The organism is Lentzea sp. CC55 (genome assembly GCF_021056325.1).
GTDB classification, from domain to species: Bacteria; Actinomycetota; Actinomycetes; order Mycobacteriales; family Pseudonocardiaceae; genus Lentzea; species Lentzea jiangxiensis.
In genome coordinates this window covers 388069-414382 of the sequence record NZ_JAJCXE010000019.1, presented here as the reverse complement: position 1 = coordinate 414382, position 26314 = coordinate 388069, and the positions used below count along the sequence as shown (strand labels likewise).

Here is a 26314-nt window from a genome sequence, read left to right as displayed (position 1 = left end):
CACCTTCCGCGGTTCTCGTAACGGAGGTTGCACAACGCTCGATGTAGGCGCAGAGACCCGAAAAACGAGGAGCGGTCGTGGAGCGGTCACCTGTCGCGGTGGTCATCGTCACTTACCAGAGCGAACAGGTCATCGCGGGGTGCCTGGACTCACTGCCCGACGGCGTGAGGGTGATCGTCGTCGACAACGCTTCCACCGACGGCACTGTGGCGGCCGCCACTCGCCCCGGCGTGGAGGTCCTGCGCAGCCCGGTGAACGGCGGCTACGCCGCGGGTGTGAACCTCGGGATCAAAGCGGCGGAAGGGCACGACGTCCTCGTGCTCAACGCCGACATCCGGTTGCACCCCGGAGCCGTGGAATCGCTGCGCGCCGCGGATAAGCCGATCGTCGCGCCCCGCCTGGTCGACGAGAACGGCGTGCTGTCGCATTCGCTGCGTCGCGAGCCGAGCGTCCTGGGTGCTTTCGCGGAGGCGGTGATCGGCGGTCGCCGCGCCGGCGCGATCGGCCTGGGCGAGACGGTCACCGACGACAAGGCCTACCAAGGCGCGCACGCCGCCGACTGGGCGACGGGCTGCGCGTGGCTGGTCAAGCGCGAGGTCATCGAGAAGCACGGCCTTCTGGACGAACGCTACTTCCTCTATTCGGAGGAAACCGAGTACATGCTGCGCGCCGGCGGTGTCTGGTTCGAGCCGCGCGCGGTGGTCACGCACATCGGCGGCGAGGTGTCCACGAACGCCCGGCTGTGGTCGATGCTGACCGCGAACAAGGTGCGCCTGCACCGCGAGCTGCACGGGCGGTTCGCCGCGTTCTTCCTGTGGCTCGCGATGATCGTGAACGAAGGACTTCGCGCGCGTTCGCCGAAGCACCGCACCGCGTTGAAGGGGCTTTTCGGAATGCGCCGCTGGCCGGAGGAGGTCGCGTCCGAAGGACCGAGCTACCTGTGCTTCTCGGCGCAGGACTGGTGGTACCACAACCGGGCGCACTCGGACTTCCAGCTGCTGCGCCGCGTCGCCAAGCACCGCAAGGTGCTGCTGGTCAACAGCATCGGCCTGCGCATGCCGTCGCCCGGCAGGAGCACGCAGTTCCTGCGCCGGATCTTCCGCAAGGCCAAGAGCGTCGCGATGCTCGTGCGGCAGCCGATCCCCGAGACGCCGAACTTCTACGTGATGACGCCCGCTCCCCTGCCGTTCTACGGCAAGCCGTGGCTGCGGAAGCTCAACTCCGTGCTGGTGCGCGCCCAGGTCCGCGCGGTGTGCTTCTTCCTGCGGATGGGCACGCCCGTGGTCGTCGCCACGATCCCCACGGCGTGGGACGTCGTGAAGCCGATGAAGCACAGGGGCCTGGTGTTCAACCGCTCCGACCGGCACTCGGCGTTCCCCGAGGCCGACCAGGGCACGATCGCCGCGCTGGAGAACCAGCTGCTGTCCAATTCGGACACCGTCCTCTACGTCTCGCGCGCCTTGCAGGAGGAGGAATCCGCGCTGACGGGGAATCGCGCGCACTTCCTCGACCACGGCGTGGACGTCGACCACTTCACCCGCCGCGCCGAACTGCCGGCGGACATCGCCTCGATCCCGGGACCGCGCATCGGGTTCTTCGGCAGCCTCGACGACTACCTCGTCGACTTCGACCTGGTCGAGAAGGTCGCGCAGGAGTTCCCCGAGGCCTCCGTGGTGCTGATCGGTGACGCCACGTGCTCGATGGAGCGCTACGCCGGGTACCCGAACGTGCACTGGCTGGACTTCCGGTCCTACGAGCAGATCCCCGGCTACGGCTCGGCCTTCGACGTGGCGCTCATGCCGTGGCTCGACAACGACTGGATCAAGCACGCGAACCCGATCAAGATGAAGGAGTACCTGGCCCTGGGGCTCGCCGTGGTGTCCACGGACTTCCCCGAGGTCGAGCGCTACTCCGACGTCATCCGGATCGCGTCCGGCGAGGCCGACTTCATCGACCGGATCCGCCTGACGCTCAAGGACGGCGGCCTCAAGACCCCCGCCGAGCGCCGCGCGGCCGTGCTGACCGCCTCCTGGGACTCCCGTGCCCGTGAGCTCATGCAGATCGCGGAGGGCCGCTGACCATGTGCGGCATCGCAGGCATCAGGCGGTTCGACGGCGCGCCCGTCTCCCGCGAGCTGCTCGCCGAGATGGCGAAGCGGCTGCACCACCGCGGCCCCGACGACAGCGGTTTCTTCTCCGACGGCTCGATCGGCCTCGCGCACACCCGGCTCTCGATCATCGACCTGGCCGGGTCGCCGCAGCCGATGGCGGGCGCGTCCGGCACGACGCAGATCGCGTTCAACGGCGAGATCCTGAACTACCGGCAGCTGCGGACCCAGCTCGGCTACCCGTTCCGCACGAACGGCGACACCGAGGTGCTGCTCGCGCTGTACGAACAGCACGGCGCCGCCGGTGTCTCGCGGCTGCGCGGCCAGTTCGCGTACGCGATCCACGACGCGGCCACCGGTGAGACGCACCTGTTCCGCGACCGGCTCGGCATCCTGCCGCTCTACTACTACGCGGACTCGTCGATGTTCGCGTTCGCGTCGGAGATCAAGGCGCTGCTGCCGGCGATCGGCGCCGCCGAGGTCGACCACGAGTCGCTGCACGACTACCTGGCGCACCGCAGCGTGCCCGCGCCGTACACGCTCGTGCGCGGCGTCCGGAAGGTGCCGCAGGGCCACCACCTGGTCGTGACGGCCTCGGGCGACGTGCGCGTCGAGGCGTACTGGGAGCTGCCGCGCGAGTCCGAGATCCGCTCGGTGACGCCCGCCGAGGCCGTCCGCCTGGTCGAGGAGGCCCTCACGGCGTCGGTGCGCGACGCGCTGGTCGCGGACGTGCCCGTCGGCGCGTACCTCTCCGGCGGAGTGGACTCGTCGCTGATCACGGCCCTGGTCGCACGCGAACGGGGCGACGCGGAGCTGCACACGTTCTCCGCGGGCTTCGGCGATCCGCGCGTCGACGAGCTGCACTGGGCCGAGAAGGTCGCAGGCCTCGTCGGCAGCGTGCACCACAACGTGGTCGTGACGGCCGACGACTTCCGCGACAGCTGGGCCAAGCTCTCTTGGCACCGCGACGCCCCCCTGTCCGAACCGGCCGACGTGGCCGTCTTCCGCCTGGCCGAACTGGCCCGCCGCGACGTCAAGGTCGTGCTGTCCGGCGAGGGCAGCGACGAGCTGTTCGGCGGCTACCCGAAGTACCGCTTCGCGCTGCCGACCCGCCTGGCCGGCGCCGCGCCCTCGTTCGCCCTGAGGCGCCTGGAGAAGGCGCTGCCGGCTTCGAAGGCGCGCATGGGCATCGCCTTGCGCGCGCTGGCCGAGCCCTCGTACGCCGAACGCATGCGCGGCTGGTTCGCACCCTTCACGGTGTCCGAACGGGCAGCGTTGCTGGGCGGCCCGGCCACGCGTTCGGTGCTGGCGCCCTACGTCGACGGCCGCGGGGACGCGTTGCGGCGCATGCTCTACGCCGACTCGCACACCTGGCTCGCCGACAACCTGCTGGAGCGCGGCGACCGCATGTCGATGGCCGCGTCCCTGGAGCTGCGCCCGCCGTTCCTCGACCACCGCGTCGCCGAGCTCGCGTTCTCGCTGCCGAGCAACGTCAAGGTGCGCGGCGGCACGACCAAGTGGGTCGTGAAGGAGGTGGCGCGCCGGCACCTGCCGGCCGACGTCGTCGACCGCCCCAAGTCCGGCTTCAAGGTGCCGCTCGACGCGTGGTTCCGCGACGGCCTGCGGGACATGGCCCACGACCTGCTGACCGGGCCCACGTCGTTCGTGGGCGAGACCTTCGACCGGGCGGCGGTGCGTGCGCTGCTCGACGACCACGACTCGGGTGACCGCAACGAGCAGCCGCGCATCTGGACGCTGTTGTCGCTCGAGGTGTGGCACCAGACGCTGGCGTGGTGAGCGGCGTGGGGGCGGCCGCGAGACGAACGGCGGCCGCGAACGCCGCTCCGCTCCCGCGGGGCAACCGGGACTTCGCGATGGCGGAGCCACGTCCCGGCCGCGCGCCGGCGCACCGCGCTCCTCGCTCCACCGACATCCCGGGCAGGTAGGTCTCCCATGTACGTCGCCTCCTCGCGCCCCGGCAAGGCGGACTTCCGCAAGCGGTTGCCGGGCACGGTCTTCGCCCTCGGCACGGTGAGCTTCCTGACCGACGTCTCCGCCGAGATGATCACGGCGTTCCTGCCCGTCTACCTGCTCTTCACGCTCCAGCTGGGCTACGCGCAGTTCGGCCTGCTGGACGGCATCTACACGGGTGCCACGGCGGTGCTCCGGCTGGTCGGCGGCGGCGTCGCGGACAAGTTCCGCAAGCCCAAGGCCGTCGCGGCAGCGGGGTACGGGCTGTCGGCGGCCACCAAGCTGTTCTTCCCGCTGGTCGGAGCGTCGGCGTTCGGCATCGGTGCGCTGATGGCCGCCGACCGCGCGGGCAAGGGCATCCGGACCGCCCCCAGGGACGCGATGATCTCCCTCGCCACGCCCGAGGACCGGCTGGGTGCGGCGTTCGGGGTGCACCGCAGCATGGACACGTTCGGCGCGCTGCTGGGACCCCTGATCACCTTCCTGCTGCTAGCACAGATCGGGATGGTGCCGGGACCGATCTTCGCCGTGTCGGCGGCGTTCGCGGTGATCGGGTTGATCGTGCTGATCTCGTTCGTGCGGGAGCCGAGGACCGAGCAGCCGAAGGGGCCGCGGCCGTCGTTCAAGGCGGGGCTGAACCTGCTCACGGACCGGAGTTTCCGGCGCACCACCATCTCCGCCGGCCTGCTGGGCCTCGCGACGATCTCGGACGCGTTCGTCTACGTGCTGGTGCAGAAGGCCACCGGCATCTCGCTGGGCTACCTGCCCCTGCTCCCGCTCGGCACGGCGGTCGTCTTCCTCGCGGCCGCCGCGCCGCTCGGGAAGCTCTCGGACAGGCTCGGCCGGTGGCGGATGTTCCTCGTCGGGCACGGGTTGCTGCTGGGCGTGTACGCGCTGCTGTTCATCCCCGAGGGCGGGATGGGCGTGGCGATCGCCGCACTGCTGCTGCACGGGCTGTTCTACGCCGCCACGGACGGGGTGCTGTCGGCCAAGGTGAGCGAGACGGCGCCGGAGTCGCTGCGGGCGAGCGGCCTGTCCGTCGTGCAGACGGGGCAGGCGCTCGGCCGTCTCGTCTCGTCCGTCGCGTTTGGACTACTTCTGCAGCACTCCGGCATCGGCGTCGGCGTCGCGGTGGCGCTCGTCGCACTCACCGTGACGCTGATCATCGCTTACGGGACTAACCGCGAGCAGCCAGCTTCTGCTTGATCTTCTCGAAGCCGCCCTTGCCCAGCACCTTCATCGCCGCGTTCTTCGCGGCCACGCGCCCGGAGTCGCGCACGAACCGGATCGGCTGGTCGACGAGCCGGTCCTGCGCGACGGCCAGCGAGCCCGGCTCCGGCACGTCGTCCAGCGACGCGCCGAAGGCGGCGCGGTGGGGCGCGGGCGAGACGAGCCGGCCGCGGGTGCGGTTCGAGACGTTGCCGCCGTGCACGACCTGCAGCCAGCCGGGGGCGCCGCCCAGCTCGACGACGGGGAAGTGCAGGTGCATCCGGTTGTGCCAGTGCGCCCAGCACGTCACCGGCTCGTCCCACGACTCGCGGACCGACACGAACGCGTTGTGCCGGTCGACGCGGTGGTAGAGGCCGCCCGGCGACTTGATCAGACCGTTCACCAGGTAGTACGCCGCCGTGGTCGTCGGGCGGGGTGCGGCGCGGAGGCGTTCGACGAAGTCGACTGCGAGGCCGTCGTCGTTGTCGAGGTTCGTGGTGATGAGCTCGGAGCTCGTCCGGGAGAAGAGCGACCGGATGTCCGACCGCAGCTCCTCCCGCGAGACCTCCGCGCGGTAAACGGGCGTGTACGCGTCACCGTGCGAGGCGATCTTGTCCTTGAGCCATTGCGGTGATTCGGGGTCGAAGTAGATGAGCCACCGCGTCCGTTCGTCCGTCTGCGCCAGCACCGACGGCAGGCAGTAGCGCTCGAACAGGGCGACGCGCTCGGTCAGCCACCCCTCCTTCGCCCGGACGTAGCTCTCGGCGCCCTTCGAAGGCAGGTTGAAGCGCGTCAGGATGACGTGGTCGGCCATGACTCCCCTTACTCCGGTCACCCCTTCATCGCCCGGCGCACCCGAAACGTTGCGGCGCTAACGAATGCCCGGCGGTACCGATACTCAGGTTGTGCCAACGCTTCCCACAGTGGACGTCGTGATCCCCTGCTACAACTACGCCCGCTTCCTGCCGGCCTGCGTCCGCAGCGTCCTCGACCAGCCGGGCGTCGACGTGCGCGTGCTCGTGATCGACGACACGTCGTCGGACGACACGCCCGGGGTGATGGCCGAGCTGATGGCCGCCGACAAGCGCGTCGAGGGATACCGGCACGAGGTGAACAAGGGGCACATCGCCACCTACAACGAGGGGCTGCTGGACTGGGCGAGCGCCGACTACACGGTGCTGCTGTCCGCGGACGACCTGCTGGCGCCGGGAGCGTTGCAGCGCGCGGCCGGGGTCTTCGAGCAGAACCCCGAGGTGGGCATGGTCTACGGCCGCGTCGTGTACTACAGCGACCACAACGCGTTGCCGAAGGTGACGCAGCTCCCGGCCACGTCGAAGGTGTGGCGCGGCGAGGAGTGGATCGAGAACCGCTTCCGCAGCAGCCGCAACGTGATCTCCTCGCCGGAGGTCGTGGTGCGGACGAAGGTCCAGCAGAAGGTCGGCGGCTACCGCTCCGACCTCCCCCACGCGGGTGACCTGGAGATGTGGCTGCGCATCGCGGCCGTGTCGGACATCGGCTACGTCAGCGGCAAGCCCGGCGCGTACTACCGCGTGCACGAGAACTCCATGATGCGCACGACGTTCAAGTCGGTGTTCGCCGACCTGGAGCAGCGCCGGGACGTGTTCGACCTCGTGCTGGAGCAGAACCCCGGCCTGCCGGCGCGGCTGGGGACGCTGGCGCGCAGGGCGATCGCGGCAGACGCGCTCTGGCGCGCGGTGCGGCTGCACGACCGCGACCAGCTCGACGGCACCGAGGAGGAACTGCTCCGCTTCGCGCGCGAGACCCACCCGGCGCTCGAGGAGCTGCCGGAGTACCGGGCGCTGCTGCGGCGCAAGAAGTTCAGCCCGCGCTTCCTGAACCGCACGCAGCTCTTCCTCGCGCCGCACGCCGGCAAGAGGGCGAAGCTGTGGATCGGGACGCAGAAGTGGAAGTGGCGGGGCGAGTGGTGACGACCGAACAGGACACCGGCAAGCTGGAGAACGAGGTCTCCTCGGCGATCCGGTGGAGCGCGGTCAACTCGCTCCTGCAACGCCTCGCCGCCGTCGGCATCAGCGTCCTGCTGGCCCGCCTGATCGCCCCGGAGCAGTTCGGCGTCTTCGCGGTCGCCCTGGTCGTGCTCAACATCGTGCTGAGCGTGTCCGAGCTCGGCGTGAGCGCCGCCCTGGTCCGCCACAACGGGCCGGTGGAGGAGATGGCGCCGACCGTCACGACGCTGTCGCTCGCGTCCGGCACACTGCTGGCGCTGATCTGCTTCCTCGGCGCGCCGTGGTTCTCGGGCGCCATGGACGCGCCGGAGGCCACGGGCGTCATCCAGCTCATGTCGGTCGCGCTCGTCATCGCCGGCGCCACCGCGGTGCCCGGCGCGATGATGCAGCGCAACTTCCGGCAGGACCACAAGTTCTACGCCGACACGGCCGCCTTCGTCGTGGGGACGGCCGTCGCGGTCGTGCTGGCGGTCATGGGCTTCGGCGCGTGGAGCCTCGCGTGGCAGCGGATCGCGCAGAACCTCTCCGCCGCGGTCATCATGTTCTGGCTCACCCAGGACCGCTTCCGGCCGGGGTGGAACTCCGGCCAGGCGAAGGAGCTGCTGGCGTTCGGGCTGCCGCTCGCCGGGTCGAGCCTGCTGATCTTCGGCGTGATGAACGTCGACTACATCGTCGTCGGCGCGCTGCTCGGCACCGTGCCGCTCGGCTTCTACCTGCTGGCCTTCAACCTCGCGAGCTGGCCCGTGGCGGCCTTCTCCGCGCCGGTCCGCAGCGTCTCGCTGGCCGCGTTCTCGAAGGTCCGCGAGGACCCGGACCTGTTCCAACGGTCGTTCGGGCGCGCACTGGGCCTCCTGGCGCTCGTCACGGTGCCCGCGTGCGTGCTGCTGGCCGCCCTGGCCGAGCCTCTCATCCGGGTCGTCTACGGCGAGCGCTGGGCTCCGGCCGCGGCCGCGCTCGCGTTGCTGGTGCTGCTCGGCGCGGTCCGGGTCGCGCTGGAGCTCGGCTACGACTTCCTCGCGTCCGCCGGGCGGTCGCGAGCGATCCTCGTCATCCACCTGGTGTGGCTGGGCGCGCTAGTGCCGTTGCTGGCACTGGGAGCGCACCTCGACGGCATCCGCGGGGTCGCGGCGGCGCACGTCGTGGTCGCCGTCCTGGTCATCACACCCGCGTACCTGATCACCTTCAAGTCCTACGGCGTCCGCGCCGGGGCGCTCGGCGCGCGGCTGCTGCGGCCGTTCCTCGGCGGCGTGCTGATGGTCGCGGTCGTGATCGCGGTCCGGAACGTGGTCGACAGCGAGCTGGTGCAGATCCTCGCCGGCGGTGCGCTGTCGTGCCTCGCCTACGCGCTGGTGGTGTTCCCGATGCGACACGAAATCATTGCGGTGCTGCGGAAGAGGGCCGGCGCGTGAGACGTCTGAGGCAGGTCACGAAGATCGTCCGCGAGCAGGGGCCGAAGCGGCTCGGCGTGCGGCTGCTGACCGCGGCGACCCGCCGGCTCGGCGCCGAGGGCGAGGAGCTGCCCGTGCGCGTGGAGGACGTCCGCAGGGCCGACGTCGAGGTGCGCAAGCCCGTGGTCGTCCCGCCGATCCCCGCGGACGGCAGGCTGACGGTCAACTGGGTCACCACTCCCCCGTCGAAGGGCTCCGGCGGCCACACCACCCTGTTCCGGCTCATCCGGCACCTGGAGTCGCTCGGCCACACGTGCAAGCTCTACCTGTACGACACGTTCGGCAACACGGTCGCGGACCTCGAACCCGGCATCCGCGCCGCGTTCCCGTTCTTCCGCGGTCCGATCCACGACGTGACGGACGGGATGGCGGACGCGCACGCGGTGTTCGCGACGGCGTGGATCACCGCGTACCCGGCGTTCAACGACCCGTGCAAGGGCAAGAGGTTCTACCTCGTGCAGGACTACGAACCGTGGTTCTACCCGCAGGGCGGCCTCTACACGCTGGCGGAGAACACGTACCGGATGGGCATGCACGGCTTCACGGCCGGGCGGTTCCTCGCGGACAAGGTCCTCGACGACCACGGCATGCCGGCCGACCACTTCGACTTCGGCTGCGACGCCGACCGGTACCGGCTCGGCGGCGAGAAGCGCGACGGCATCGTCTTCTACGCGCGGCGCATGGCACCGCGCAGGGCGTTCGAGCTCGGCGTGCTCGCGCTGGAGGTCTTCGCCGAGAAGCACCCCGACCTGAAGATCCACGTCTACGGCGAGAAGATCGGGCAGCTCGGGCCCCAGTTCGTCGACCACGGCCTCGTCACGCCCGACGACCTCAACGCCATCTACAACCGCTGTTTCGCCGGGCTGTCGCTGTCGATGACCAACGTCTCACTCGTGCCGCACGAGATGCTCGCCGCCGGATGCATCCCCGTGGTGAACGACGCGCACTTCAACCGCGTAGTCCTGGACAACGACCACGTCCGGTACGCGACGCCCACCCCGCACTCACTGGCGCGCGCTTTGTCCGAAGTGGTCACAACGCCGGACTTCGACGCGGTCGCCCGTGCGGCCGCGTCCAGTGTGGAGGGACGTTCCTGGGATGCGGCAGGACACGAGCTCGAGAAGGTGCTCCGCCGCGAGCTCGCTATGTGACCGGGGACGGCGAGGTGGCGTCCGGCACCAGCACCCGCGCGGGCTGCGAGCCGTCGGCGGGGGCGACGTGCACCGCGGGCAGCTCGGCGTCCCTCGGCACGGCGGCGAACGCGACCTCGGTCTCGCTCAGCCACGTCGTCTGGTCGTCGACGCCGGCGGTGCCGGGCAGCCGCTTCTCCGTGCCGGAGGCCAGGTCGAGCACCGCGAGGTCCCACGGGCCGAGACGGCCGATGCGCTTCTTGTACGCGACCTTGGTGCCGTCCGGGGACAGCGAGGGGCACTCGGCATCGCGGCGCAGCGACGTCACGGACCTCGTGCCGAGATCACCCTTGACCAGCCAGGTGAACCCGCCGCTCGCCAGGGTGGCGTAGAAGGTCCTGTCGTCGGAAGCCACCGTCAGGCCCCAGTAGTTGACGTCACTCGCGGTGAGCGGGGCACCCTCCACAGTGGCGGCGAAGTGCTCCAGCGACTCGGCCGTCTCGCCCGTGCGCAGGTCGTGGAAACCGGTGCGGGTGGAGAAGCCGCCGGGCACCGAGTAAGAGTCGCCCGTGACGAAACTGGTCCACGACACCACGTTGCCGGAGTGCGAGACCTTCGCGCGGCTCGGGATGCCGGGCAGCGGGATCGACTTCACCGGCTTGCCGCCGCGGCTCACCTCGGCGGTGTAGGACGGGCCGGGACCGGAGAGCTTGAGGCACACGCTGGTGCCGGCCGCGGCGTAGAACCGCTGGCAGACGAGCTCCGTCGGGGTGCGGGAACCGCTGCCGGCGAGCTTCTCGACCCGGTTCTGCCCACCGGCGAGGTCGACGAACAACAGGTCGCCGGCCTGGGCCCGCGACACCTGCTCGGTGCCCGCCGGGTTGTCCGCTTCACCGGCCGACGAGACGACGTAAGCCGTTGTTCCGCCGATGACCACGAGAATGGCCGCGACGGTCACGGTCAGTCGTCCTGCGCGCATGCTGCCTCCTGGGTTCCCTTCCTCCATCGCCCGACAGCTACGGCCTGTAACAGTTGGCAGCTCACCCCGATTTTCCTGGTGGGCGATACCCTACGAGCAGTGCGATCGCAAGACCGAGCCGCGGATCGGGGACTTTGATGGACTTCTGGGGAACCGTACGAGTGCTGCGGCGGCGGTGGTACATCGCCCTGCCCGCAGTGCTGATCACGGGCATCCTCGCGCTGTACGTCTACGTCACGGTGCCCACGCGGTACGAGTCGAGCGGCGTGCTGGTCCTCACCTCCCCCGCGGCCGGCGGCCGGTACTCGGAGAAGACCAAGCCCGAGGACGTGGTGCGGGTCAACCCGCTGCTGCAGTTCGACGGCAGCCTCACGACCACCGCGCAGATCCTCACGCAGATCCTCGGCGACCCGAAGACCGCGGAGGAGCTGGCGGGCAAGGACTCCACGGCCGTGTACACCGCGAACACCGGTCCCGTCGGCGGTCCGCTGCTGTTCATCTCGACCGAGGCCGACTCGGCGCAGGACGCCGAGGGCCTCGTCGGCAAGGTGCTCGAGAAGACCGTCGCCGAACTGGCGGCGCAGCAGAAGGCGTTGAGCGCGCCCGAGCAGACGTTCATCACCGCGCAGGTCCTGGTGAAGCCGACGACCGCGTCGGCCAAGATCGGCGGCAAGGTCCGCTACGTCGGCGCGGCCACGGTCGTGTTGCTGCTGCTGACGATCGCCTCCACGTTCGCCGCCGACTCGGTCCTGCTGCGGACCCGGCGGCGCAAGGAGGGCAAGGACGGCAAGGAGTCCGGCGCCGCGCCACCGTCCGAGAAGGACACCACTCCGCCCCCGACACCCCCGGTCCGGCCGCAGCCCCAGGGCAACGGCCGAGGCGGCCCGCCGCAGCGCCCCGCGGCGCAGGGCGTGCCGAACGCGCACCAGAAGACCGTCATCATCGCCGCCCCCAAGCCTCCCGCAGACCCGGCATGGCCGAAAGAAGACTGACCGCCCAACGTGCCGACGGCGCCACTCTGCTGATCTTCTACATGGTGGCGCTGCTCGTCGTCCCGGCCCGGTTCACGATCGCGTTCGTCCCGATCACGCTGCCGCCCGCGCTGTTCGTGGCGATGTGCCTCGCGGTCCTGTGGTTCGCCGCGCACCTCGTCGACCACCTGTCGATGGCCAAGGGCCGCAACGCCGTCCGCACGGTCCTCGCGATCTACGTGGTCCTGCACCTGTCGACGTACGCCCTCGCGACCCGGCGCTACCTGCCGGCCGACGAGCTGTCGGTGTCGGACTCGGCGCTGATCAGGATCGTGTCGATGGCGGCGCTCGCGGTCTTCGTGTGCGACGCGGTGCGCACCGGGGAGAGGCTGAGCCGGGCCCTGCGGGTCATGGTCGCGTGCCTGACGGTGAGCGCGTTCGTCGGCCTGTTCCAGTTCGGCCTGGGCCTCGACCTCGCGTCGTACATCTCGCTGCCGGGCCTGCGCGTGCAGGACAACGGCTACTCGGCGCTCGAGTCGCGGTCGATCTTCTTCCGCCCCGCCGGCACGGTGAACCACCCGATCGAGTTCGGCCTGGTCTGCGTGCTCGGCGTGCCCTTCGCCGCGCACTTCGTGTTCCGGGCGAAGGACCGCGGCGAACCCGTCGGCCGCTGGTGGCTCGCCCTGTCGCTGCTCGCGCTGATGTCGATCCTGTCGCTCTCGCGCACCGCGATCCTCGGCCTGGTCATCACCGGCGTCGTGATGGCCGTCCTGCTCCCCCGCGAACGCGGCCTGCCCCTGCTCGGCGTCGGCGCGGTGTTCCTCGGCGGCGCCTCGATCGTCGTCCCCGGCCTGTTCGGCACGGTGACCTCGATGTTCTCCAACATCGAGGACGACCCGTCGTTCCAGGGCCGCACCAAGGACTACGACGGCGCCTGGCTGGAGATCGCCAAGCACCCGTGGCTCGGCCGCGGGTTCGGCACGTTCCTGCCCTCGAAGTACACGATCCTCGACAACCAGTACCTGCTGACGATGATCGAGAACGGCTACCTCGGCCTGGTCGGCTTCGTGCTGCTGTTCCTGGGCGGCATCTTCGCGGCACTGCGGGCCCGCGCGCTCTCGCGCGACGAGAACGTGCGCGGGATCGCCATGTGCCTCGTCGCCTCGCTGCTGACGTCCGCGCTGGGCGCCGCGACGTTCGACGAGCTGGCGTTCAGCGTGGCCACCGGCATGACGTTCATGCTGATCGGCGTGTCCGGGGCGTTGCTGCGCATCGCCGGACAGGAGGCCGCCGCCAGGAAGGCGGCCGAGGTCAGTCCAGCCAGTTGAGCAGGTTCTGCCAGGCGGTGGTGGTTCAGAAGACGCCTGACTCCTGCCAGTCCACACATGTGGGGCGCATGCCTGTTTCGGCCAACTCCTCGAGCGCCTCGCACAGTTCCTCCCACGAGATGGCAGCATCAGCGGGGAATCGCGTACGGGTGTCGAAGTCCACGAACAGATCGACCTCGTGACCGTCTGCCTGCCGAACAGTTGCAGGCCGTGCTCGCGAGCCCTTCGTGACCCAGGCCCGCATCACGCCTCCGGGTGTTTCCTCGGCTGTGCCGTGCCCCTCGGCGTTCACCTTGTCCCGATCGTCAGCCGGCAAGAAATCGGGCACGCCCATCGCGTGGATCGCGGCAACACGGCGAGGCACGTCGAGGTCGAACTTGAGCTGATGGTCCGGCAGGCTCAGGGGGCCACCGAGAGTGGGGCGGTCCTTCACGCAGACCACCGTCGGATGGAACTGCTTGTACGCGAACACCTCGCCGAGGACGCGTTCGAGATCGGCGCTCGACTCCACGGTGACAGGATCGTCCGCATCACTCGTTTCGGTGAAGTACCAGAAGTCGAGAGCGTGCTTCACCTTGTGCTCCTGCCGTGGAACGTACGGGTCTTCATCGGATCATGCACCGTCATGGACTGTCCGGGCTTCAGGATGAAGGGTAGGAGGTTCCTGCAGGAGTAGGGACCAGCGCACATCGGGAAGTTGACGACCAGGTCGACGTGCGTGTCGCCACTGTTGCGCAGGCGCCATGCCACCTTGCCCTCCACGTGCTCGCCGGTGGTGACCCTGCCTGGCCCGATTGGTGGGAAGCCCTCGGCACGCAGGTGTTCAGCGATCGCGTGGTGCTCCCCCCAGGCATCCTGGCCGCTTTGAACCACGTCGGAGTTGCCATCAGAGTCCCGGTAAAACCCGCTGGTGACGTAGGCGGGAAGCTGTTCTCTCTGCCGTTCGGCCCACGTCGGCTCCAGGGGAGTACGTGCCGCCACGGTCGGTACCGTGGTCGCTGATGGAGGCGCCGCCTGTCCAGGAAGCGCCGGTTGCAGCGCGGAGCCGACACCCCGAAGGGTCTCGCGGTACGACTCGACCCGTCGACACCCCATAGCGATGATCTCTGACAGCTCAGCAACCCGATTGGCCGCCTCCGACCACGCCTGAACCGCCAGGGTGAACTCGTCCTCGAGGTGGTCCGACCCCCGCATGACCTCGGTCAGCAGCTTCGCCGCCTCGTCGGCAAGACCTCCCGCCCGCAGCAAGGCGGCGTTCGTCTCATCGGCCTTGTTCAAGACGCGATCAAGCCCGTCGGCGATCTCTTCGAACCTCGCCACGCGCACCCCGTCACCCCACGAATCGGGGCCTCCGCTGACCGATGCCAGCGGATAGCCGGACGGAGGCCGCCGCCGGGAAGGCGGCCGAGGTCAGTCCAGCCAGCTGAGCAGGTTCTGCCAGGCGGTGGCGGAGAACGCGAGGACGTCACCGCTCGCGTTCTTCGAGTCCCGCACCTGGGCTTCGCGGTCCAGGGATACCTCGACGCAGTTGCTGTCGATCGAGCCGCCGCTGTAAGAGCTCTTACGCCAGTTCCGTTCGCTGGTCATGAAGGTCCTCTCGCAGTCCGCTGACGTACTCCGCCAGCCTGCTTCGAGATTGTTCCTCATCCAACGCGACCGCATCGAGCCGTTCGAAGAGCTTCCTGCTCACCACCACGGCCGAGCTGTCCTGCGCGAACACCTTGGCCAGGTCGGACTCCGTGTACGCCAGAGGCGACGCCTTGCCGAACTCGAACAGGGTGAGTGGCGACTTGAACGCGAGACCGACGACGTTCGCCGGCACGACTCGGAGGATGTGAGCGTTGAAGAGGAGCCGCAGGTACTGGTCCTCCATGACCTTCGCGTCCCCGATCCGCATCCGCAAGGCCAGTTCGTGCACGAAGAACTCACAGCTCGGGCGGTAAGGCCGCTGCCAGATGCATTGGCGCTCCATGCGGAGCTTGACACCCTTCTCCACGTCCTCGGGCACGTTGCCGGTCTCGATGAACAGCGCTCGCGCGTAGGCCTCCGTTTGCAGCAGGCCCGGAATCGACAGGATCTCGTAGGTGAAGATCTTCGTGGCCATCGCCTCGACCATCGCCAGGGTGCGCAGGTTCTCCGGTACCTGGGCGAAGTACAGGTCGAACGCGTGCCGGTACCGGCTGGTGAAGTCGAGCAGGTAGTCGAGGTCCTTGCCGCACGTCGCGAGGTACTGGGCCAGGTCGATCTCGGACGCGCGGGCTTTGCCCGTCTCGATGTTCGAGACCTTGCTCGGGTCCCACCCCAGCTGGGCGGCCATCGCGCGGCCCCCGAAACCGGTGCAGTTCTCGCGCAGCCTGCGCAGTTCGTCGCCCAGGTCCCTGCTGTAGGCGGTGGAAGTGATCGCGGTCATGCTCTTGGACCGTATGCGGTGAAACCGCTCCAATGAACGGCTCGTTCGGGTGAAAACAGTCGTCGGTTTCAGCCTCCGCGAGAGAGAGGCGACGCATACGGCGCCATAGGCCTGACCTGCACGTTCACCTCATCGTGGAATGGTTTTCGAACACGTGTTCATGCCACGATGAACACATGACAGCACTCGGCCTCGCCTCCCCGCTCGAGCTCCTGGAAGAGCTCGAGCGGAAGGTCCGCGCGCTGCGGCGGCTCCAGTTCCAGGTGGTGGAGGTGGTCGGCGCGCTTGATCGGCAGGGCGCCGCCGAAACGTTGGGGTACAAGGATCTCGTCGAGGTCTTCAAGCACGTGCTGCGCTGGGACCCGAAGGTCTCGCGCCGCACAATCGCCTTGGCCAGGGCTTTGTGCCCCACCGTGACCCCGAACGGGGCGACGGTGGATCCCGTGCTGCCGCTGGCCGCCGCGGCGATGGCGGCGGGCACGCTGTCCGAGGAGCACGTCGAGGTCGTGGCCGAAGCGATGGCGGAACTGCCCGCCGTGGCCGAGGTCCACCTGGTGGAGTACGCGCGGCAGCACGAACCCCGCTCGACCAAGGCGTTCTGCAGGGAACTCGTCTACCGCCTGGACCAGGACGGTCCGGCACCGGCCGCCCCGGAGCCAGTGCGCCCGCGCAACGTGGTGCGGCGTCAGTGGAAGGGCGGCCGGTACCACCTCTTCGCCGACGTCGACGCCGAGACCGGCGCCAAGCTCGACGCGCTGATCGATCCGCTCGCGAAGCCGGAACCCTCCGACCTCCGCCACGCCCCTGAGCGAGAAGGCGACGCGTTCTGCGAAGTCGTCGGCCTGGCCCTGCGCGCGAGCCGCCAGCACCTCCGTGGCGGCGAGCGCGTGCAGCTCACCGTCACGCTCGACTACGACAATCTGCGCGCGGGCATCGGCGCCGCCCGGCTCGACAACGGCGAGCGGATCCCGATGCACCAGGTCCGCAAGATCGCTTGTGACTGCGCCGTCATCCCGATGGTGCTGGGAACCCGCTCCCAGGTCCACGACGTGGGTCGCAGGACCAGGACCATCAACGCGGGGCTGCGCCGCGTGCTCGTGGCGAGGGACAGGGGCTGCACCTTCCCGGGCTGTACCCGCCCGCCCAGCCACTGCGAGGCCCACCACGTCCGGCACTGGGCCAACGGCGGTGAGACCAACCTGGACAACCTCACCCTGCTCTGCCGCAGGCACCACGACCTGGTCCACCACTCGGACTGGGAACCCGAGATGGCCGGCGGCAGACCGGTCTTCCGTCCACCGGCCTTCGTCGACCCCGACCGAAGACCACGCCGGAACCGCGTCAACGTCGTCGCCTGACCATCCGGCGCTGCCCGCCGATGATCACTGCCGACGATAATCACTGTCTCGGAATGAGGCCACGATGGTAGACAGCGCCCGTGCACACCCCTCTCAGCTTCCCGGACCTGCTCCGCTTGATCGACGAGCGGACCACCGCGTTCATCGCGGCCGTGGGCGACCTCGACGCACCGGTGCCCACCTGCCCGGGCTGGACGGTCTTCGACCTCGTGCAGCACCTGGGCGACGGCCGCCGCAAGTGGGCGGAGATCGTGGCCGCGGGACCGTCCGACACTCCCCCGGCCCGCACGCCCGTGGAGGCACCGCGAGAGGGCTTGGCGGAGTGGATGGCCGAGTCCACCGGGCTGTTGCTGACCGCGCTGGAGGCGGCCGGCCCGGACCAGGGGTGCTGGAACTGGTGGGGCGACTCGCAGTCGCCCCCGACCGTCGCCACCGCGGCCCGCCGCCAGCTCCACGAGATCGCCGCCCACACCTACGACGCACAGCTCGCGGCGGGTGCGCCTGAACCCATCCCGGCGGAGATCGCGGTCGACGGCGTGGACGAGTTCCTGATGACCTGCTTCTCGACCTCCAGCCCGTGGCCGCACGACCCCGCCGTCGTCGACTACCGCGTCACCGAGGGCGGGTCGTGGCGGATCTCGATGTCCGCGGACGGTGCCCGCGTCGTCGAGCCCGGCGGCGGTCCGGCGGACACGTCGGCGGAGGCGTCCGCGCACGACCTGCTGATGGTGCTGTACGGGCGCGGGTCGACGGACTCGTGGAAGATCGACGGGGACACGAAGGTGATCGACCGGCTCGGGGAATGGGTGCCGGAGTAGGCGGTGCTGGAGGAGGCGGCGGCGCTGCGCGAAGCAGACGCCTTCCGACACGACCGAGGCCCCCGTTTCCGGGGGCCTCGCCGCGTTCTCAGACGGCTTTCAGGCCGTCCGGCGTCTGCTCATGCCGGATGCCGCACTCCGGGCACGACAGGTCCGCTGAGAGCCGCAGGCCGCACGCGCAGACCCAGCCCTTCACGACCGCCGGGTTGCCGGCAACGAACGCGTGCGCGGGCACCGACTTCGTCACGACCGCACCGGCGGCGGCGAAGGCGTGCTCACCGATCTCCGTGCCGCACACCACCACAGCACCAGCACCGAGAGTCGCCCCTCGGCGCACGAGTGTGGTCTCCAGCGCGTCACCGGTCTTCTTCACGTGTGCGCGGGGGCGGAGGTCGTTGGTGAAGAGCACGTTCGGGCCGAGGAACACGTCGTCCTCGCACGTGACGCCGTCGAAGACCAGAGTCCCGTTCTTGACCGTCACGTTGTCGCCGAGCACCGCGCGCGACTCGACGAACGCGCCGTCGCAGATGTTGCAGTCGCGGCCGATGCGGGCGCCGGGCAGCACGTGCGCGAACGCCCAGACGCGCGTGCCGTCGCCCACGTCGTCGGATTCGCAGAGGCCGTGGGGGTGGACACGGACCCCGGTCATCGCAGCGCCTCCGCGAGCGCCTCGACCACGCGGGTCTGCTGCGCCTCGGTGATCTCCGGGAACAGCGGCAGCGACAGGATCTCCGCGGCCGAGGTCTCCGCCACCGGGAACGAGCCCGCCAACTCGGCGAAGGCGCCGGTCCTGTGCAGCGGCGTCGGGTAGTGGATCCCCGCGCCGACACCGGCCGCGTGCAGTGCGGAGAGCACGCGGTCGCGCTCGGCGACGCGCACGACGTAGAGGTGCCAGACCGGCAGGTTGCCGTCCAGCACGACCGGCGTGCGCACGCCGGGGACGTCGGCGAGCATCTCGGTGTAGCGCTGCGCGGCGGCGCGGCGGGCCTGGTTCCAGCCCTCGAGGCGGCGCAGCTTCGCGGACAGCACCACGGCCTGCAGCGTGTCGAGACGGCTGTTGAAGCCGAGCACCGGGTGCTCGTACTTGCGGGGCGAACCGTGCTCGCGCAGCAGCTTCACCGATTCGGCGATCGCGTCGGAGGTCGTCAGCACCGCGCCGCCGTCGCCGTAGGCGCCGAGGTTCTTGCCGGGGTAGAAGGAGGTGGCGGCGGCGACGCCGAGACCGCCGACGGCGACGCCGTTGCGGCGGGCACCTTGAGCCTGGGCGGCGTCCTCGACGACCGGCAGGCCGTGCGGCAGCAGCTCGACCGGGGCGGCCTGGCCGTAGAGGTGCACCGGCACGATCGCCTTGGTGCGCGAGGTGACCGCGGAGGACACCTGGGTGACGTCGATCAGCAGGGTGTCGTCGACGCAGTCCACGAGCACGGGCGTCGCGCCGCAGCGGGCGACGGCCTCGGCCGTGGCGATGAAGGTGTTGGCGGGCAGCACGACCTCGTCGCCGTGGCCGACGCCCAGCGCGCGCAGCGCCAGCTCGATGGCGTCGGTGCCGTTGCCGACGCCGATGGCGTGCGGAACTTCTTGGTAGGCAGCGAATTCCGACTCGAACCGGGCGACCTGGGGGCCACCGATGAAGGCTGTCGTCTTGAGCACCTCTGCCCAGCCGTCGGCCACCTCGTCGGCCACCTGCTCGTGCTGGGCACGCAGGTCCACCAGCGGAATCTCGATCACGCGCTCTCCCCACGCAACGGGCGGGCCGGCACACCGGCCCACGTCTGGCCTGCCGGGACGTCCCGCAGGACAACGGCTCCCATGCCGACGACGGCACCGGCGCCGATCTTCACACCCTCGCGCACCAGGGCTCCCTGCCCCAGGTACGCGGACTCCCCCACGAACACTCCCCCGCCGAGCGAGGCGCGGCCGGCGAACGTGACGCCGTCCGACACCTCGTCGTCGTGGGTGATCAGCACGTGCGGCATCGCCACGACGTGCCGGCCGATCTCCAGCGGTGTCGTGATCACGACACCGGCGAGCAACACCGTCCCGGCGCCGATGGTGGCGCCGGAGGTGACGGCCGCCGGGTGCACGACGGTCGCCCAGCGCTCGTCCGGCAGCCCGAGCCTCTCCACGAGGTTCAAGCGGGACAACGGCCGCCGCGCGTTGGCGATGCACGCCACGACGGCCGCGTCCGGGTGGTCACCGAGGCTGTCGAGCCCGCCCAGCACGGGCACCCCGTCGACCAGGGTGCCGTGCAGGGCGGCGGAGTCGTCGAGAGCCCCGACCGGGGTCCAGACGTCCGGGAGGAGGCGGACCGCCGCGAGCACCTCGCGGGCGAGTCCCCCCGCTCCGATCAGCAGCAACGGCCTGGTCACTGGAAGACCACGTCCACCCAGTAGTTGCCGCCGTTGTAGGTCGTGGCCGGGAAGCCCGACCCGGCCGTGAACACACCGGCGTTCGGCGTCGCGCCCAGCGGCGGCGAGGTCACCGAGCCGAAGTAGCCGGCGTTGACCGCGTAGTGACCCGTGGTGGTCGTGTACGAGGCCGTGTACTCGGTTCCGGCCGTGATCGACACCGGCTGCGAGAACGTCAGCGTCTGCCAGCCCGACTCGGTCTCGTTCGAGAACGTGCCGGTCGCGAGGCGCTGCCCGTCCGCGGACCAGAGCGACCCGGTGTGGGTGCCGGTGTTGCCGGCGCCCTTGTAGAACTTCACGCCGGTGATCTGGCCGTTGGCGGTCGACGTGAACTTCACGCCCAGCTCGTAGGCGCCGTTGTCGTCGGCGGAGGTGACGGACGGGACCGTGGCCGCGCTGAACAGCGAGCACGGGCAGGTCTGCGTCGTCGCCGACGTGAACGACCACGTCTGCGCGTTGGGCATCAGGTTGCCGAACGTGTCGGCGATCTTGACGCTCACCGAGTACGCGGTGGACGCCGCGAACCTGGCGGCCGGGGTGAACGTGACCATCCGCGAGTCCGCCGAGAGCGCCAGCGTGCCGGCGATCTTCGCGCCACCGGGGTCGGTGACGGTGAACTGCGCGGAGCTCAGGTCGACGGCCTCGTCGAACGACGCGGTGACGGCCGAGTCCAGCGCCACCTCGGACGCGCCGGGCAACGGGGTGCGGGACTGCAGGACGGGCGCGTCGTTGTCGGCGTTGGGCTGGTAGACGACGTCGACCCAGTAGTTGCCGGAGCCGTACGTCATCGTCGGGAAGCCCGAGCCGGGGACGAAGACGCCGTTCGTCTCCTGCGGTGCCGACAGCGGACCGGAGCTGACCGGGCCGGTGCCGAAGTAGCCGGCGTTCACCGCGTAGTTGCCGGTGGTGGTCGTGTACGAGGCCGTGTACGTCTGGCCCGCGCTGACGATCACCGGCTGCGAGAACGTGAGCGTCTGCCAGCCGGTCGCGGTCTCACCGGTGAACGTGCCGGTCGCGAGCCGCGAGCCGGTGGCGTTCCACAGCGAGCCGGTGTGCGTGCCGGTGTTGCCCGCGCCCTTGTAGAAGCGGACACCGGTGATCTGGCCGGACTGCGTCGGGCTGAACCTCACGCCCAGCTCGTACGCGCCGTTGTCCTCGGCCGAGGTCACCGCCGGAACGGTCGCCGTGCTGAACAGCGAGCACGGGCAGGTGGCCGTCGTCGTGGTCGTGAAGGTCCACTCCGCGGCGTTCGGCATCGCGATGCCGTTGGCGTCCGCGATACCCACGTGCGCCTTGTACTGCGTGCCGGACACGAGCTTGCCGGACGGTGTCCACGTGACCGTCTTCTGGTCTCCGGACAGCGACACCGAGCCGGACAGCCTGGCGCCCTTCGGGTCCTCCAGCCAGATCTGCGCCGACGCCGGGTCGACCGCCTCGCTGAACGTCGCCGTCAGCGTGCTCTGCAGGCCCACGTTCGTCGCGTTCACGGCCGGCGTGCGGTTCGTGATCGTCGGCGGCGTGGTGTCACCGTTGAGCCCGTTGCGGTAGATGACGTCGACCCAGTAGTTCGTGGCGTTGTAGGAGCTGTTCGGGAAGCCGCTGCCGTACTTGTAGACGCCGTTGCCGCCGTCGGCACCGTTCTGCAGCGCGTGCAGCGACTGGTAGCTCGCCTCCTGGCCGTTGAAGTAGCCGGAGGAGACCGAGTACCGGCCGTTCGGGGCGTTGTAGGACACGACGTAGGTCGTGTTCGCCTGCACCTGGACCGGCGAGGTGAACATCAGCTTCTGCCAGCCGGACGTGGTCTCGCCGCTGAACGTGCCGGTCGCGAGCAGCAGACCCGTGGAGGTCCACAGCGAGCCGGTGTGCGTGCCGGTGTTGCCGGTGCCCTTGTAGAAGCGGACGCCGAGCACCTCGCCCTTGCCGTCGAAGCGGACCTTGGTGCCGAGCTCGACCGCGGTGGTGTCACCGGAGTCGGCCACGGCCGGTGCCGCGAAGTCGTCCCAGACGGTGCACGGGCAGGTCGCCGGGCGCGGCGAGCCTGTCGTGAACGTCCAGTTCGCCTGCGTGGACAGGTTCCCGGCCGCGTCCGCCGCCCTCATCGTGACGGTGTAGGCCGTGGCCGCCGCCAGGGGTGCCGAGGGCGTGAACGTGATCGTGCGGGCGTCGTTGGAGATCGACTTGGTGCCCGTGACGGCTCCGGCCGGGCCGGTCACCGTGACCTGCGCCGAGCTGAGCGTCACGTTCTCGTCGAACGTGCCGGACACCGCGGTGGTGAGCGCGACGGAGCCCGCGTTGGCCACCGGGGACGTCGCGGATTGCAGCGGCGCACGCGTGTCCGGACCGGGGTCCGTCGCCCACACCACGTCGACCCAGTAGTTGGTGTGGTCGAACGTCTGGTTCGGGAAGCCGGCGCCGAAGCGGAAGACGCCGTTCGGTCCGTCCACACCGGACTTCAGGCCGGTGATGGGCTCCATGTACGCCTGCTGCTGGTAGAACCCGCCCGTGTCGTACGAGAAGTGCCCCGTCGGGGTGTAGTAGGACACGATGTAGGTCGTGTTCCCGTTCACCGCCACGGGTTGCGGGAAGAGCAGCGTCTGCCAGCCGCTCGGGCTCTCGTTGGTGAACGTGCCGGTCGCGAGCAGGTCACCGTTCGCGGACCACAGGGAGCCGGTGTGCGTTCCGGTGTTGCCGGTGCCCTTGAAGAACTTGACGCCGCGGACGAAGCCGTTGCTCGCGGCGCGCCACTTCACGCCGAGCTCCAGCTGCGAGCTGTCGTCCGCGGAGGCGACCTTCGGGACCTCGGTGCCGGAGAACATGCCGCACGGGCAGGTCTTCGCGGTCACGTTCGGGGTGGCCGGCACGGGCGCCGACAGGTTGAGCGAGTCGTCGACCGCGCGGACGCGGAGCTGGGCCGTGCCGGACTGCGACGGCGTGTAGGTGTAGCTCCACGTCGTCTGGCCCGCCTGCCAGTTCGCGTAGTGCCAGCGGGTGCCGCCGTCGGTGGAGACCTCGACGCCCGCGACCCGGCCGGCGGCGTCGATCACGGTGCCGCCGAAGGTGTAGGGCTGGCCGACGGCCGACTGCGACGGCAGGGTCGTGATCTGCACGCCCGGTGCGGCGTTGTCGCTGATGGCGCCGGAGGTGGAGAGCTGGTCGGCCGCCCACAGCTGGTAGGGCTGCACGCCCATGTCGGCGAGGAAGTTGACCGTCGCCTGCTTGATCCGCTTGTCCGAGGTCGGGGTGTTGGTCGGGAACGCGTGCTCGTCGTCCACGCCCCAAGCCCACTGCACCGTGCCCGCGCCGAACACCAGCGCACCGGAAGGCGCGCGGTAGTACGTGATCGCGTGGGTCTCGGTGCTCGAGCCGTACTCGTCGCCGTAGTTCTTCAGCGCGTAGTAGCCGTCGAGCTGCACGGTCGTGCGCGACATCTGCGCGACACCGGCGGGCTGGAAGCCGTTGTCGTACACGGTGTTCCACTCGTAGCCGAGCGTGCCGGGCTCGAAGGTGTACGTGGTGCCCGCGGTCATGTTCTGCAGGTCGGTGTTGCGCCAGAGCCGCATCTTGCCGTACGCGGCCGGCACCTGCAGCGCGTCGTCACGCCGGCCGTTGACGGTGAACATGTTGCCGAGCAACGCGTTCTCCGGCCTGCCGCCGTCCTGCGGAGGGCTGTGGCGCGGGTCGCGCCACGTGCCGGTCCAGTCGTTCAGGCCGTCGTTCTGGGTGCCCTTGGTCTCCTTGAAGCAGGCGATGGTCCGCCAGTCCGTCTGCGAGGAGTCGATGCTCTTCTCGTAGCGAGTCTTCCAGAAGATCTCGTTGCCGGTGAGGAACGCCATGTGCACCCCGGCGTCGCGGGCGGCCATCACGTTGTTCCACTGCTCGTTCGACCAGTACTCGTCGTGGCCGACGGCCATGAACACCTTGTGGTTCTTGATCAGGTGCCCGCGGCGCGCGGAGTCGACGTCGGTCGTGTAGCTCATGTCGTACCCGTTGCGCTCCAGGAACCTGAGCATCGGGTACTCGGCGTTGAAGATGAAGTTCTCGTCGCCGTCGCCGCCGGTGTAGGGGCGGTTGTAACTGACCTTGTACGAGCTGCCACCCTGGCCGGGACCGTCACCGAAGTAGAGGCTGTTGCCGCCGTAGCGGTTGTAGGCGACCCAGGTGGCGTCGGAGGTCTGGAAGAAGATCTTCGACTGGGAGCTGTCGTCGCGGACGACGAAGGCCATCTCGTTCTCGGCACCGGTGTCGTTGCGCGTCATGCGCACGTAGTAGATGCCCGAGGTGGCGGTGGCCGGGATGTTCCAGGTGAGCGACACGGCCCAGTTGCCGCAGTCGATGAGCGCTGTCGGCGCGTCCCGCAGACAGGGTGGTTGGTTCTGCGGTGTGTTGCGCTGGACCGTGCCCATGTACCGGGCGCCTTTGCCGCCGTACCAGCCCATCCGGTAGATGTCGAGCTTGTACGACGAGGCCGAGGTCAGCATCTTGAAGCTGACGGTCTGGCCGATGTTGTAGCTGATGTCCGTCGTGTAGCCGAGGATCGTGTCGTCGCGGTACTGGGCCTGCCAGTTGTCCGCGCCGGGCTGCGTGTTCTCGCACGCGACCTTGTTGGTGACCGGGAAGTCGCACGGAGCAGCGTGGGCGTTGGGTGCTTTGAAGACCCCGAGCACGAACATCGTCGATGCGATCAACGCCGTGATCACGAGCATCCGCACGAGACGCGACTGTTGAGCCACCATGGGGTTTCACCTCTCGGACGGAGTTACCGTGTGTGATCCACGCACTACGCTGGACAGCACAGGGCTGCTACTCCGAACGTCGGCGATCTGACTGTAACTGTTACGTGTCAACAAAAGAATGTTCCGGCAGGGCTTGAAATCCCCGGCTTCAACCACGCACGGTCAGGCGGGATGCGTGCAGAGTGGCCGACAACGCTGACACGACCTGGTCCTGTTCGGACTCCGTCATGTCGTGGAACAGCGGGAGGATCAGCGTCCTGGCCGTGAAGGCCTCCGTCACCGGGAGCTCCACGCTCCCGTGGCCGGAGTAGGCGGGTTCGAGGTGCGACGCCATGATCCCGCGCCGCGCGCTCACGCCGCGCTCGGCCAGGCCGGCGAGAACTTCCTGGCGGTCGGGCGCGCCCTCGGGCAGCCACACCCAGAACGACTGGTAGTTCGTCGTTCCGTGCTCCGGGTCGCGCACGGTCTCGAGGCCGAGGTCCGCCAGCAGCTCGTGGTAGCGGGCGGCCAGCTCACGGCGACGAACGATGATCGCGTCCAGTTTGGACAGCTGCACCAGGCCCACCGCGGCCTGGATGTCGGTCATCCGGTAGTTGAACGCCGTCTCCAGGTACTGCTCGATCACGGCGCTGCCGCCGTTGTGGCGGTCCGCCGCCGAGACGCTCATGCCGTGCTCGCGCAGGCGCTTGAGCCGCACGGCCCACTCGGGGTCGTCGGTGGTGACCATGCCGCCCTCACCGGTGGTGAGGAGCTTGCGCGGGTGGAACGACCAGGCGGCGAGCAACGCGTTCGTCCCGACCGGCGCCCCCTTGTACGTGGAGCCCGCCGCGCAGGCCGCGTCCTCGATCACCGCGATGCCCCGCGGTGCGCAGAGCGCCTTGATCGCGTCGACGTCCGCGGGCACGCCGGCCTGGTGCACGACCATGACCGCGCGGGTGCGCCCGGTGAGCACGGGTTCCACAGTGGACGCGCTCAGGTTGCCGGTGCCGGGCTCGACGTCGGCGAACACCGGAGTCGCGCCCGTGTAGCGGACCGAGTTGGCGGTCGCGATGAACGACAGCGACGGCACGACGACCTCGTCGCCGGGCCCGATGCCGAGCACGTGCACGCCGAGGTGCAGGCCGGTGGTGCAGGAGGACACGGCGACACCGTGCCGGGCGCCGACGGACGCGGCGAAGGCCTCTTCGAACTCGCGGACTCGGGGGCCCTGCGCCACCCAGCCGGACCGGACGGCCTCGGCGGCGGCGAGCGCCTCTTCCTCACCGAGCAACGGCCGCATAACCGGGATCACTGGTACTGCCCTTCGCTGGCGGACGAACGTTAGTGGGGAAAGGGGTGCGGCCGTGGGCTCGGACCCACGGCTCGCGGAAACACAGCCGTGGACTTCCTTCCGCGGGTGCGGCCGTGGATTTTCCGGACCGCGGCTCCGCAGGCGCGGCCACGGGCGTCAGGCCCGCGG

21 protein-coding genes are annotated in these 26314 nt (G+C 69.7%); 10 read left to right on the top strand and 11 right to left on the bottom strand.

Translation table 11 applies throughout. From position 1 onward, the window contains the following. Positions 1–77 precede the first annotated feature (77 nt). The 3 genes from L6E10_RS40780 to L6E10_RS13610 all read left to right on the top strand — a co-directional run bounded on the left by L6E10_RS40780 (position 78) and on the right by L6E10_RS13610 (position 5284). Positions 78–2078, top strand: coding sequence for a glycosyltransferase (locus L6E10_RS40780; RefSeq protein WP_236219875.1), 2001 nt, complete (start codon positions 78–80; stop codon positions 2076–2078). Between the two features lie 2 nt (positions 2079–2080). Further along, positions 2081–3904: an asparagine synthase (glutamine-hydrolyzing) gene (gene asnB / locus L6E10_RS13615; protein ID WP_236219874.1), complete on the top strand. Its 1824-nt coding sequence runs from the start codon at positions 2081–2083 to the stop codon at positions 3902–3904. A gap of 156 nt (positions 3905–4060) precedes the next feature. Then, positions 4061–5284: an MFS transporter gene (locus tag L6E10_RS13610; protein ID WP_236219873.1), complete on the top strand. Its 1224-nt coding sequence runs from the start codon at positions 4061–4063 to the stop codon at positions 5282–5284. On the opposite strand, the gene L6E10_RS13605 is transcribed toward L6E10_RS13610, so the two are convergent. Then, the gene (locus L6E10_RS13605; protein WP_236219872.1) at positions 5256–6101 is read right to left on the bottom strand and encodes a glycosyltransferase; all 846 of its coding nucleotides are present in this window, start codon (positions 6099–6101) and stop codon (positions 5256–5258) included. The genes L6E10_RS13610 and L6E10_RS13605 overlap by 29 nt on opposite strands. A gap of 109 nt (positions 6102–6210) precedes the next feature. On the opposite strand from L6E10_RS13605, the gene L6E10_RS13600 reads away from it, so the two are divergent. Genes L6E10_RS13600 through L6E10_RS13590 form a run of 3 tightly spaced genes read left to right on the top strand, consistent with a single transcriptional unit; the run spans position 6211 to position 9871 of the window. Next, a complete protein-coding gene (locus tag L6E10_RS13600; RefSeq protein WP_236219871.1) occupies positions 6211–7236 on the top strand; it encodes a glycosyltransferase in 1026 nt (341 codons plus the stop codon). Next, positions 7233–8681, top strand: coding sequence for a lipopolysaccharide biosynthesis protein (locus L6E10_RS13595; RefSeq protein WP_236219870.1), 1449 nt, complete (start codon positions 7233–7235; stop codon positions 8679–8681). Before L6E10_RS13600 ends, L6E10_RS13595 begins: the two co-directional genes overlap by 4 nt. Then, a complete protein-coding gene (locus L6E10_RS13590; protein ID WP_236219869.1) occupies positions 8678–9871 on the top strand; it encodes a glycosyltransferase family 1 protein in 1194 nt (397 codons plus the stop codon). Before L6E10_RS13595 ends, L6E10_RS13590 begins: the two co-directional genes overlap by 4 nt. On the opposite strand, the gene L6E10_RS13585 is transcribed toward L6E10_RS13590, so the two are convergent. Further along, positions 9864–10829 carry a hypothetical protein gene (locus L6E10_RS13585; RefSeq protein ID WP_236219868.1) on the bottom strand — a complete coding sequence of 322 codons (966 nt, stop codon included), beginning with the start codon at positions 10827–10829 and terminating at the stop codon, positions 9864–9866. The two genes, L6E10_RS13590 and L6E10_RS13585, sit on opposite strands and share 8 nt — an antisense overlap. 137 nt (positions 10830–10966) lie before the next feature. Between L6E10_RS13585 and L6E10_RS13580 the strand changes: the two genes are divergently transcribed. Continuing rightward, positions 10967–11821: a hypothetical protein gene (locus L6E10_RS13580; protein ID WP_236219867.1), complete on the top strand. Its 855-nt coding sequence runs from the start codon at positions 10967–10969 to the stop codon at positions 11819–11821. Further along, on the top strand, positions 11803–13128 hold the full coding sequence (locus tag L6E10_RS13575; RefSeq protein ID WP_236219866.1) for an O-antigen ligase: 1326 nt from the start codon (positions 11803–11805) through the stop codon (positions 13126–13128). The genes L6E10_RS13580 and L6E10_RS13575 overlap by 19 nt, the downstream gene beginning before the upstream one ends. A 25-nt stretch (positions 13129–13153) precedes the next feature. Here L6E10_RS13575 and L6E10_RS13570 read toward each other — a convergent pair whose 3' ends face one another. The 4 genes from L6E10_RS13570 to L6E10_RS13555 all read right to left on the bottom strand — a co-directional run bounded on the left by L6E10_RS13570 (position 13154) and on the right by L6E10_RS13555 (position 15538). After that, a complete protein-coding gene (locus tag L6E10_RS13570) occupies positions 13154–13702 on the bottom strand; it encodes an Imm1 family immunity protein (protein ID WP_236219865.1) in 549 nt (182 codons plus the stop codon). Beyond that, positions 13699–14448, bottom strand: a complete 750-nt coding sequence (locus L6E10_RS13565; protein WP_236219864.1) for a DddA-like double-stranded DNA deaminase toxin — start codon at positions 14446–14448, stop codon at positions 13699–13701. Before L6E10_RS13565 ends, L6E10_RS13570 begins: the two co-directional genes overlap by 4 nt. A 90-nt stretch (positions 14449–14538) precedes the next feature. Continuing rightward, on the bottom strand, positions 14539–14715 hold the full coding sequence (locus L6E10_RS13560) for a DUF397 domain-containing protein (RefSeq protein ID WP_236219863.1): 177 nt from the start codon (positions 14713–14715) through the stop codon (positions 14539–14541). Next, positions 14690–15538, bottom strand: a complete 849-nt coding sequence (locus L6E10_RS13555; protein ID WP_236219862.1) for a helix-turn-helix transcriptional regulator — start codon at positions 15536–15538, stop codon at positions 14690–14692. Before L6E10_RS13555 ends, L6E10_RS13560 begins: the two co-directional genes overlap by 26 nt. A gap of 176 nt (positions 15539–15714) precedes the next feature. On the opposite strand from L6E10_RS13555, the gene L6E10_RS13550 reads away from it, so the two are divergent. Both L6E10_RS13550 and L6E10_RS13545 read left to right on the top strand, forming a co-directional pair. Then, positions 15715–16896: an HNH endonuclease signature motif containing protein gene (locus L6E10_RS13550; protein WP_236219861.1), complete on the top strand. Its 1182-nt coding sequence runs from the start codon at positions 15715–15717 to the stop codon at positions 16894–16896. A gap of 80 nt (positions 16897–16976) precedes the next feature. Next, positions 16977–17714, top strand: coding sequence for a maleylpyruvate isomerase family mycothiol-dependent enzyme (locus L6E10_RS13545; RefSeq protein WP_236219860.1), 738 nt, complete (start codon positions 16977–16979; stop codon positions 17712–17714). A gap of 88 nt (positions 17715–17802) precedes the next feature. Here L6E10_RS13545 and L6E10_RS13540 read toward each other — a convergent pair whose 3' ends face one another. The 5 genes from L6E10_RS13540 to L6E10_RS13520 all read right to left on the bottom strand — a co-directional run bounded on the left by L6E10_RS13540 (position 17803) and on the right by L6E10_RS13520 (position 26146). Continuing rightward, entirely contained in the window at positions 17803–18363 is a 561-nt protein-coding gene (locus L6E10_RS13540) for an acyltransferase (protein WP_090097918.1), read from the bottom strand. Continuing rightward, entirely contained in the window at positions 18360–19442 is a 1083-nt protein-coding gene (locus tag L6E10_RS13535; RefSeq protein ID WP_374236527.1) for a DegT/DnrJ/EryC1/StrS family aminotransferase, read from the bottom strand. Before L6E10_RS13535 ends, L6E10_RS13540 begins: the two co-directional genes overlap by 4 nt. Beyond that, positions 19439–20083, bottom strand: a complete 645-nt coding sequence (locus L6E10_RS13530) for an acetyltransferase (RefSeq protein ID WP_236219859.1) — start codon at positions 20081–20083, stop codon at positions 19439–19441. The genes L6E10_RS13535 and L6E10_RS13530 overlap by 4 nt, the downstream gene beginning before the upstream one ends. Then, positions 20080–24855, bottom strand: coding sequence for a DUF4082 domain-containing protein (locus L6E10_RS13525; protein ID WP_236219858.1), 4776 nt, complete (start codon positions 24853–24855; stop codon positions 20080–20082). The genes L6E10_RS13530 and L6E10_RS13525 overlap by 4 nt, the downstream gene beginning before the upstream one ends. A 148-nt stretch (positions 24856–25003) precedes the next feature. Next, positions 25004–26146 carry a DegT/DnrJ/EryC1/StrS aminotransferase family protein gene (locus L6E10_RS13520; RefSeq protein WP_236219857.1) on the bottom strand — a complete coding sequence of 381 codons (1143 nt, stop codon included), beginning with the start codon at positions 26144–26146 and terminating at the stop codon, positions 25004–25006. Positions 26147–26314 lie beyond the last annotated feature (168 nt).